Below are 8,865 nucleotides of genomic sequence, written 5' to 3' on the forward strand. Positions count from 1 at the left end.
ACCGACTTTGGTCGATTCTATCCGATCTTGAGATGATGGCCGCCATCGACTGGCAGGCAGACGCCGTTGATATACTTCGATTCATCGGATGCCAGGAAAACCGCGGCGTTGGCGACGTCCCACGCGTCGCCCATCTTGCCGGTCGGCGATTTGGCGTCACGCTCGCGGATCATGGTATCGACATCGTCGTATTGGCCGGCAATCTGCGTGCGGATCAGCGGGGTGTCCATCAGGCCGGGCATGATCACGTTCGCCCGGATTCCCTGGGCGGCGTACTGCAGCGCCAATCCGCAGGTGAACTGGTTCAGGCCGCCTTTGGAGGCATAGTAGGAGGCGTAGGGATAGCCGACCCAGCGAATGGCGGCGACCGAGGAGATGTTGACGATCGCGCCCTTGCGCTGCTGCAGCATGACCGGCAGCACGTGCTTGCAGGCCAGGAACACGCTGGTCAGGTTGACGTCCATCACCTGCCGCCATTCGGTCTCGTCGAGTTCGATCGGGCCACCCATCTTGGCGATACCGACGACGTTCTGGAGGATGTCGACCCGTCCCCAGCGGGCGACCGTGTCGTCGACGACGGCCTTGATTGCGGCCGAGTCGGTGACATCGCAGGTCCGGGCGACGGCGTCGCCGCCTTCAGCCGTGATGATCCCCGCGGTTTCCTGGGCCGATGTGGCGACCAGATCGACGCAGACCACCTTGGCGCCGGCACGGGCGAAACTGACCGCAGTCGCCTTGCCGTTGCCCCATCCCGGGCCGGATGAGCCCGCTCCCATGACCAGGGCGACCTTGTCCTGCAGGCGTCCAGTCGTCTTCGGGTCGGCCATTGGTCTCTCCTTTAGTATCGATCGTTGCTTTGCCCACGACAGTGCGCGACGGTCGGGGGGATGACAATCGCCGCTCTGAACCGGCGGTGGCGACCGCCGGTGCTGCTGGCGATCTGGGCCGCCGCCTTTGCCCTGCTCTGGATCGATGCCGATTGGCTGCACCGCGCGGCGGCGGCGGCGCTGGGCGGCGTCGTGGTGCTGTCGGTCCTGGACGCCCGGCGCGAGACTCTCCTGGTGTTCGCACTGATCGCTGCGTTGAGCACAGGGCTTCTGGTGCTCGGCGCCGATGCCGACGAGATCCTGCACGGCTTGGACCGCAGCCTCATCTTTACGGGCTTGCTGCCGACCCTGGCCCTCACGCGCGCCGTCGCCCGCGGCCTGCCGTCGGTGCGGGTGGCCCAGCACCGGATCGCCGGGTTGCCCGCGCGCTGGGCCGGCATCGGACTGCTGTTCGGCGCCCATGTGTTTGGTTCGGTCCTGACCACCGGCGCGTTCGCCCTGATGGGCTCGGTTGTGCCCGACACGGCGTCCGATGCGGATCGGCGGGCGGGCGCACTGGCGGCCCTGCGGGGGATGAACACGGTCGCATTGTACTCGCCGTTCCTGGTCGGCTTCGCGGTTGCCTATACCTATCTGCCGAACGTGCCCGTCTGGCAGATGTTCTCCTTGGGCGGCGCACTTGCGGCGTCCGGGCTGACGATCGCTTTGCTGATGTTTGCCCGCCCGCTGTCGATAGAAGGGGTGCGGGCCGGGCTCGGCTGCCTCGCACCAGTGGCGCTGCCGATGGGGGCTTCGGCCGCGCTGGTGGTGCTGGCAAGCCAGGTGCTTCCGGTATCGACGTTGGGTGCGGTGCTGGTGGTGATGCCGGCGCTGGCGATCCTGCATTTCATCACCCGTCCGCACCGGATTGTGCCGGTCCTGGCCGAGACCCGCGACGCCATGGGCCGGATGGGCGACGATCTTGTCATCGTGTCGGCGGCGATGATCCTCGGCACGCTGGCCGAGACGGCCCCTCCGATTCGGGAGGTGATCGCCCCCTGGATTGCCATGCACCTGCCGCCCTGGGCGGCGTTTGGGGCGACCTCTGGTTCCATGGTGCTGCTGGCCATCATCGGCATGCACCCGATGATCACCGGCACCGTGATGATGGCGGCGTTCGCCGGTTCGGGACTGGCGATCGCGGACCTGCCGCTGATGGCCGCCATGCTGTTCGGCTGGGGCATCGGGGCGATGAACTCGATCAGTTCGCTGTCGCTGGTCGCCGCCGCCCAGATGTTCCGGACCCCGCAGGTCGGGCTCGCTATCGGCCCGAACCTGCTGTTCGCGTTGGTGTTCGGGATCTTTGTGACGGTCGTCCTGACCGCCCTCAATGCCCAGTTGACCGGATAGCGGTCAGGAGCGTCCCAAGCTCCGGAGTTCGAAGAACACCGACACTGCGACCATGGCGTACAGCATGTGGCCGACCAGCGACATCCAGCTCAACGGGATGAAGCCGAGCATGAAGGGCAGGCCTGCGAGCGAAGCGAACAGGCCGAGCGCGATGATCCAGGTGGCGATGCCCCAGAGGATGCCATCAAGGGTCGGGCCCAGGCTGCGCGCCAGTCTCGTCAGTACCCAGTAGGCGAGGGGGTAGAGCGCGATCCCGGTGACGTAGTGGAGGGCTTCAGCGGCCGGACGCCCCGGGTTCAGGCCGACCAGGTTCTCAAACAGGCTGATGATCAGGCTGGCCGGCTCAAGGGGGCCACCGATGACCTGCGGGGTCAGCAGCCGGGCGAAGAGTTCCCAGGTGGCAAGGCCGGCCGCCCCGCCGATGCAGAGGTTGCGCAGGGTGGCGGCGTCGAGCTCAAAACGCCTGAGCAAGGTGCCGATGAACGGGATGTCCGTGTGGTCGACGGTGGCGTGCGGCATGTGTGCCTCCCTGATGCGCAGGCCGCGGCGTGGGCCGCACCCGATTGCCCGATCAATGCCGAGCAGTCCGCAATGGGAAACACCCAATTCAATCACGCTTCCGCACAGGCGCGTGATGGCGCCCGTATGGGCCGGTCAGAACGTGCAGATCAGTCGGCGGCCGCGCTCGCCGCCCGGTTGTCCGGCAGGTAGTCGAGCCAGTACGGCCGCGGGCCGTACATCTCGACCAGATAGTCGACGAAGGCCCGGACCTTCGGCGACAGGTGCCGGTTGGACGGATACACCGCGTAGATCGGGACGTCCTCGCGCACATGCTCGTCGAGCACCGAGATCAGGCGGCCCGCCTTGATGTGCTCTCCGACGACGTGCGCTGCAAGCATCGCCAGGCCGGCGCCCGACAGCGCGAGTGCCAGAATGGAGTCGCCGTGGTTCGTGGCGATCGCGCCGCGGGCGCGGATCACCGTTTCTTCGCCGTCGACCACGAAATGCCAGTCGTTGATCGGGCTACCGGGTTGCAGGCTGATCAAGGCATGATCGGTGATCTCCTCCGGCCGGGCCGGGGTGCCCCACTTGGCGAGGTAGTCGGGAGCTGCCACGAGCTTGCGGTGGTTCGGCGCCAGCTTTCGCGCGATCAGCGACGAATCCTTCAGCTGGGCGATTCGGATTGCAAGGTCCACACCCTCCTCGACCAAGTCGACCAGCCGGTCGGCCACCAGCATCTGCACCTGGACTTCCGGATTGCGGTCCATGAAGCCGGGCAGGTGCGGCGCCACGTGGCGGTGCGCGAAGGTCGAGGGCGCGGTGATCTTCAGCAGACCGCGCGGCGAACTGTGGGCGGTCGACACAGCCGCTTCCGCTTCGTCGACGTCGGCCAGGATGCGCTTGCTGCGCTCGTAGTACGCCGAGCCGACCTCGGTCAGGCTGACCCGCCGTGTCGTGCGGTTCAGCAGTCTCACGCCGAGACGGTCTTCGAGTGCGGAAAGCTGCTTGGAGACCACCGAGGGTGAGAGGTTCATGTGGCGGGCGGCGCCGGCGAGACTGCTGTTCTCGACCACCGCCACGAAGATTGTCATACCGGTTAACACGTCCACCTGTGCGTCTCCCCCGTGCTTTTTTGTAATTAATTCTTTGAAGGCACCAATGAGATCGTATCCTATCTCATTATCCGCCACGAATAAAGTGTCTACCTTCCTCGTCAGTTAGACGGGAACGTTCGGCCGACGCCCCGCCTTCAGCGTTACAGGAGGCAGACATGACCCGCACCACTTCGTACTCAAGCGCCGACATTGCGCGTTTCGCCGCACAGGGCCGCCAGCTCCAAGGCCGTGCCATCCGCACCGGCTTCGCATCGATTGGCCATTGGCTGATCCGCACCGTTTCGGGTGCGGTCGGACGCCGGGCCACGGTGCGCCTCGGCTGCAGCGATTGCGGCGCCCACGCCTGATCAGTCCCCCAGCCGACGCGTCGATCGCATAGTTGGAGCGTCCTCTATCGCTCCAAGGAACGACAGACCCGGTGACACTGTCCCTCCCGTCACCGGCTGGTGCGATCCACACGTCGGACTTCAACGGCACCGCACCCTGCGGTGCCGTTTTTTTTGGATCTGCACTGTCCTGTACACGGCAATAACACGGCTGTCGTGAAACTGTGTTCGAACTGTAATCAAACAGTGAAGGTATTCTAATCTTTGTTTTTTTCACCCACCTTGTTGTCCTACCTACTTCGGATGGATACCGGGGAACACCGATATCCGGATCGACACAGCGTGGAGATCGAACATGGCCAGCAAGATATCGGTTGTCGCTTCTGCTGTTGTGCTTGGGACAACGTTGATGGTGCCGGCGGCGGGTGGCATGGCCGATCAGCCGACCAGCCAGAAGCTGGTCAACGTCGAGAATCGAGTGCCATTGCCGGTATCCCGGCCTGACTGGAGCACTCGAATGATCTTCGCCCGGGGTGCCGCGGGCCAGGCGGGCGACCAAGCCGGCGGCGGGGGCGACCGGGTGATGCTGGTCGGAAGCGGCGCTGCCTCGGAAACCCCGACCAGGGCCAAATCAACCTCCGAAAGCTCCGGCATGAAATCAGGTTCCTCGCAGGCGCTTGCCCTTCAGCTTGAGGGGGCGAAGGTCATCTCGTTCGACGGCGATGTCGTCGGCAATGTCGAGAAAGTCATCGACCAGCCCGTGGGCGGACCCCAGGCGGTCGTCGGGCTCGGTGGGTTCCTCGGAATTGGCGAGAGCTACGTCCTGATGCCGGTCGACTCCCTCACGCCGAGCGGCAAGGGCGTGGTCCGCACCGAACTTACCGAGACCCAGCTCAAGAGCCTGCCGGCCTACGAGAGCAAGTAGCGGCTGGTACTGGCTCGTCGGACCCGGTGTGCCGACACGTCGTGATCATTCCCCTGCTCCCGACGGCGGTTGCAGCCGTGAGACTCCCTCCCGCGGCTGTTCTGCGAAACACGGTGCGCCGCAACCTCGCGGCACTGCAGCAGGTGGTGCCGCTTTTTCTTGTCAGGGTCTTGGGCGATCGAACATCGCGAGCACGTATCGACAGGTGACTGGACCGTCGTTTCGGTAGCCGTGCCGGCACTGGCCGTCATGATGGATCGCATCGCCGGCCGCCAGACGGTGCTCGGTGCCATCGAGCGTTAGTGTCAGCTCGCCCTCGAGGACCAGCAGATACTCCTGACTGTCAGCCTGGTGCGGGCCATATTCCCCGGCGTTGACGCCGGGGGGCAGGGTGGTCTGCATCATCTCGAACTCGATGCCCGGCACCACCGGCGAGACAATCCGCCGGGTCCAGCCACCTTCGCCGGGAATGACGATCTGCCGGTCATGCCGCAGCACGGTTGCCCGCACCGGGGTCTCGTCTTCGACCAGGCGGGCGATCGTCGATCCGAGCGCTCCTGCGATGCGATGCAGGACCAGGACCGTTGCGGCCTTCTCACCCCGCTCGACGGCCGACAGCATGCTGACACTGAGATCGGCGCGGGCCGCGAGGTTCGCGAGCGTGTCGCCACGTCCCTTGCGCAGCGCGCGCACCCGATTGCCGATCGCGCGCAGGTCCAGGTCGCCGTCGACAGGCGAAAGGTGTTCCTCTATAGAAGAATTAATCATTTCTATAGTGGAGCTTGTGGTGCGGTCTGCGTCAAGGCCGGGTTCGGCGAAGATGGCGGCGCGGTTGCGCGGCCGGCCGCTTGCGGCCGTCGTGCCGATCGGAATCGGTCACAACAACGGGCCGCCGATGGCGACTCGGTGGGGGCTGCATTGCTGGCGCCGTGCCCAGGCCAAGGTCTGGCAGACGCCGAGCCCCGAAGTAGTGAAGTTGCGGTTGCGCCGGGCTGCCGAACTCGGCCTGACCTACCGGCAGCTTGCCCTGATCCTGATGGACGTCGGTCGCACCCCTACGGCGGTGGCGTTCGCCGTCTCGGGTACGCTGGTGCACAGCGTGCAGGACACCGAGGATGAGATCCAGTGGTTGCCGGCGGTGACGGACCGGCTGGCCGCGCTGAGCAGGCCGACGATTTTTCTCGTTGCCGCAGGTGAGCGTGCGGAGGTCGTCGATGCGGTCGTCGCCGCTGTCGGCGCCCGGATCGATGGCCAATGCAACGCGGCCGATCTCGAATCCCGCGCCGCCGCGCTGGTCGCGCTGCTGGCCGCGCATGGGGTGTCGTCGCGCTCCACGATCATGATTGGCGCGTCCGACGCCGACCGGGCGTGTGCCGACCGGGCGTCGTGCGTCGCGTACTATCCAGCCGCCGTCTATTTTGCCAACCGACCCTAGGACCGCTTCATGACCCGCAATCACGATCTTGCTCCCGAGACACTGGCGGCCCAGGCGCTGGGCTTCGTCGATCCTGAGAACAAGGCGCTGGTTCCGCCGGTGCACCACGCCACCACGTTCGAGCGGCCTCCGGGCGGCATCAGCGGTCCCGGATTCAGCTACTCGCGCAACGACAACCCGAGCTACACCCAGGTCGAAGCGCTGCTGCAGCGCCTGGAAGGCGGGGCCGATGCGCTGGTGATGGCGTCCGGCATGTCGGCGGTGACCGCGCCCTTCCTGGCGCTGGCGCCCGGCGATCATGTGGTGGTCCAGAACGTCATGTACTGGGGGGTACGGCGCTGGCTGAAGACGTTCGCGACCCGCTGGGGCCTGGACGTGCAGTTCGTGGACGCCCACGACCTGGATGAGCTGCGGGCCGCCATGCGTCCCGGCAAGACCAAGCTGGTGTGGGTCGAGACCCCGGCGAACCCGCTGTGGGGCATCGTCGACTTGGCAGCGGCTTCGGAGATCGCGCACGCGGCCGGTGCCCGCCTTGCGGTCGACAGCACGGTGGCGACTCCGGTGCTGACCCGGCCGCTGGAACACGGTGCCGACCTGGTCATGCATTCGGCCACCAAGTTCCTGAACGGCCACAGCGACGTGCTGGCCGGTGCGCTGGTGACCGCCGTCAAGGACGATTACTGGGAGAGGATCGAGCAGGTGCGCCGCGATCTCGGTACGGTGATGGGGCCGCAGGAGGCGTGGCTGCTGCTGCGCGGCATGCGCACGCTGCACATACGGGTGCGCAAGGCGTGCGAGAACGCCCAGGCGATCGCCGAGGCGATGGACCGGCACCCGAAGGTCAGCCACGTGCTGTATCCGGGCCTGCCCGATCACCCGGGGCACGACGTGGCAAGGCGCCAGATGGTCGGTGGCTACAGCGGCATCCTGTCAATCCGGGTGGCCGGCGGCATAGAGGCGTCGCTGGCGGCGATGCGCCGGATGACGGTGTTCCACAGCGCCACCTCGCTGGGCGGTACCGAGAGCCTCGCCGAGCACCGGGCCTCGACCGAGGGGCCGGGAACGCCAGTGCCCGACGACCTGATTCGCCTCGCGGTCGGGATCGAGCATACCCAGGACCTGATCGACGACCTGACCCAGGCTCTCGACGGCTGATCGGTTGGGGGCGGTTCGGCGGGAAGGGGCATTCACCCGGCTTGACGCCGGGAACCTCCGGCCCGTAGAAGGGGCGCGCATACGCCGTGCGGTCCCTCGGGACCGGATGCCCTCCCGGCGGAGGGGTGGCCGAGAGGCTGAAGGCGGCGGTTTGCTAAACCGTTATAGGGGTAACTCCCTATCGTGGGTTCGAATCCCATCCCCTCCGCCAATTTATCCTATTGATATTGCTCAACAAACCCACAAAAGTGCGCTCGATCGCCAGGGCACGGGACGTCGTCGCCTCTGTGCGTCAGATGACAAAACTGCCATGGAGCGGGACCGGGGAACCGCCTACGGCACGATGATACCGTCCCGCTCCCCCGCATGATCTGATGTGACGGCACCATCGAAAGGTCCTGCGGACGATGATCAGCTATGCGGTTGCCTTGTTCTTCCTGATCATCACGCCTGGGATCGGCGTGCTGACGACGGCGGGGATCGGCTCGAGTTTCGGCGCGGGTCCAGGGATCCGGTTCCTGATCGGCCTCAACATCGGGACCAATGCCGCGGCCATTCTCGTGGTCAGCGGCATTGCGGCGATCGTGCTGGCCGATCCGATCGTCGGGCCGGTGCTGCTGTACGGATCGCTGCTGTATCTCTCCTACCTCGCCTTCCGCATCGGGTGGGCAGGCGCGCGCATCGCCTTCGTCGAACGCCGCAGCGCGCCGGGCGTGCTCGGCGGGATCGGACTGCAGCTGATCAATCCGAAATCCTATGCGGTCAACACGACGCTGTTTTCGGGCTTTCATTTCATGCCGGGCGATCCGGTCCTTGAGGTGGTCGTCAAGTTCGCGATCCTGAATACGCTGTGGGTTCCCGTGCATCTGATCTGGCTTTGGGCCGGGATATCGTTGAAGCGGCTGGACCTGTCGCCGGCCACTCAGTCAGTCATCAATAAGCTGATGGCGCTGGCTTTGATGATCGTGGTCGTCCTGGCCGGCTGGCCGAGGCAGCAAATCGGCTGAATCAGAACACCAGCTGGTCGTCGCCGCCGGAGCCGCCGATGACGATCTCGCCGCGGTCGGACAGGTCCTTGGCCGACTGCACCATCGCCTGCTGCGCCTCCTCCACGTCCTTCAGGCGGATCGGCCCGAGCGACTGCATGTCCTCGCGCATCAGCTTGGCCGCGCGTTCCGACATGTTGGAGAAG

11 protein-coding genes and 1 tRNA gene are annotated in these 8,865 nt (G+C 65.9%); 7 read left to right on the forward strand and 5 right to left on the reverse strand.

The features are described 5' to 3' along the window. Window positions 1-17: 17 nt before the first annotated feature. Entirely contained in the window at window positions 18-827 is an 810-nt protein-coding gene (locus RIC54_RS12450) for an SDR family NAD(P)-dependent oxidoreductase (protein ID WP_350097532.1), read from the reverse strand. A 60-nt stretch (window positions 828-887) separates the two neighbouring features. Between RIC54_RS12450 and RIC54_RS12455 the strand changes: the two genes are divergently transcribed. Then, complete coding sequence (locus tag RIC54_RS12455) at window positions 888-2,216, forward strand: hypothetical protein (protein ID WP_350097534.1); 1,329 nt, start codon at window positions 888-890, stop codon at window positions 2,214-2,216. A gap of 3 nt (window positions 2,217-2,219) precedes the next feature. Here the strand turns inward: RIC54_RS12455 and RIC54_RS12460 are convergent, their stop codons facing one another. After that, window positions 2,220-2,735 carry a hypothetical protein gene (locus RIC54_RS12460; RefSeq protein ID WP_350097536.1) on the reverse strand — a complete coding sequence of 172 codons (516 nt, stop codon included), beginning with the start codon at window positions 2,733-2,735 and terminating at the stop codon, window positions 2,220-2,222. Between the two features lie 149 nt (window positions 2,736-2,884). After that, window positions 2,885-3,826 (reverse strand): LysR family transcriptional regulator, encoded by a 942-nt coding sequence (locus RIC54_RS12465; RefSeq protein WP_007680994.1) that lies wholly within the window; start codon window positions 3,824-3,826, stop codon window positions 2,885-2,887. A 161-nt stretch (window positions 3,827-3,987) separates the two neighbouring features. Between RIC54_RS12465 and RIC54_RS12470 the strand changes: the two genes are divergently transcribed. Next, the gene (locus tag RIC54_RS12470) at window positions 3,988-4,179 is read left to right on the forward strand and encodes a hypothetical protein (protein WP_350097538.1); all 192 of its coding nucleotides are present in this window, start codon (window positions 3,988-3,990) and stop codon (window positions 4,177-4,179) included. 334 nt (window positions 4,180-4,513) lie between these two features. Beyond that, a complete protein-coding gene (locus tag RIC54_RS12475) occupies window positions 4,514-5,083 on the forward strand; it encodes a PRC-barrel domain-containing protein (protein ID WP_350097540.1) in 570 nt (189 codons plus the stop codon). A gap of 162 nt (window positions 5,084-5,245) precedes the next feature. Here the strand turns inward: RIC54_RS12475 and RIC54_RS12480 are convergent, their stop codons facing one another. Beyond that, window positions 5,246-5,851, reverse strand: coding sequence for a helix-turn-helix domain-containing protein (locus RIC54_RS12480; protein ID WP_350097542.1), 606 nt, complete (start codon window positions 5,849-5,851; stop codon window positions 5,246-5,248). 19 nt (window positions 5,852-5,870) lie between these two features. Here RIC54_RS12480 and RIC54_RS12485 point away from each other — a divergent pair, with 19 nt between their 5' ends. From RIC54_RS12485 to RIC54_RS12500, 4 genes are all read left to right on the forward strand, one after another. Further along, complete coding sequence (locus RIC54_RS12485) at window positions 5,871-6,518, forward strand: hypothetical protein (RefSeq protein ID WP_350097544.1); 648 nt, start codon at window positions 5,871-5,873, stop codon at window positions 6,516-6,518. A gap of 9 nt (window positions 6,519-6,527) precedes the next feature. After that, window positions 6,528-7,673, forward strand: a complete 1,146-nt coding sequence (locus tag RIC54_RS12490) for a trans-sulfuration enzyme family protein (RefSeq protein ID WP_350097546.1) — start codon at window positions 6,528-6,530, stop codon at window positions 7,671-7,673. 119 nt (window positions 7,674-7,792) lie between these two features. After that, window positions 7,793-7,884, forward strand: a tRNA-Ser gene (locus RIC54_RS12495). Between the two features lie 217 nt (window positions 7,885-8,101). Beyond that, window positions 8,102-8,680: a LysE family translocator gene (locus RIC54_RS12500; protein ID WP_350151056.1), complete on the forward strand. Its 579-nt coding sequence runs from the start codon at window positions 8,102-8,104 to the stop codon at window positions 8,678-8,680. A 1-nt stretch (window position 8,681) separates the two neighbouring features. Here the strand turns inward: RIC54_RS12500 and RIC54_RS12505 are convergent. After that, on the reverse strand, window positions 8,682-8,865 hold a 184-nt coding region (locus RIC54_RS12505), incomplete at its 5' end, for a FliG C-terminal domain-containing protein (RefSeq protein WP_350097316.1).

Origin of the sequence: Thalassobaculum sp. (assembly GCF_040219215.1) — a bacterium.
Classification (GTDB): domain Bacteria; phylum Pseudomonadota; class Alphaproteobacteria; order Thalassobaculales; family Thalassobaculaceae; genus Thalassobaculum_A.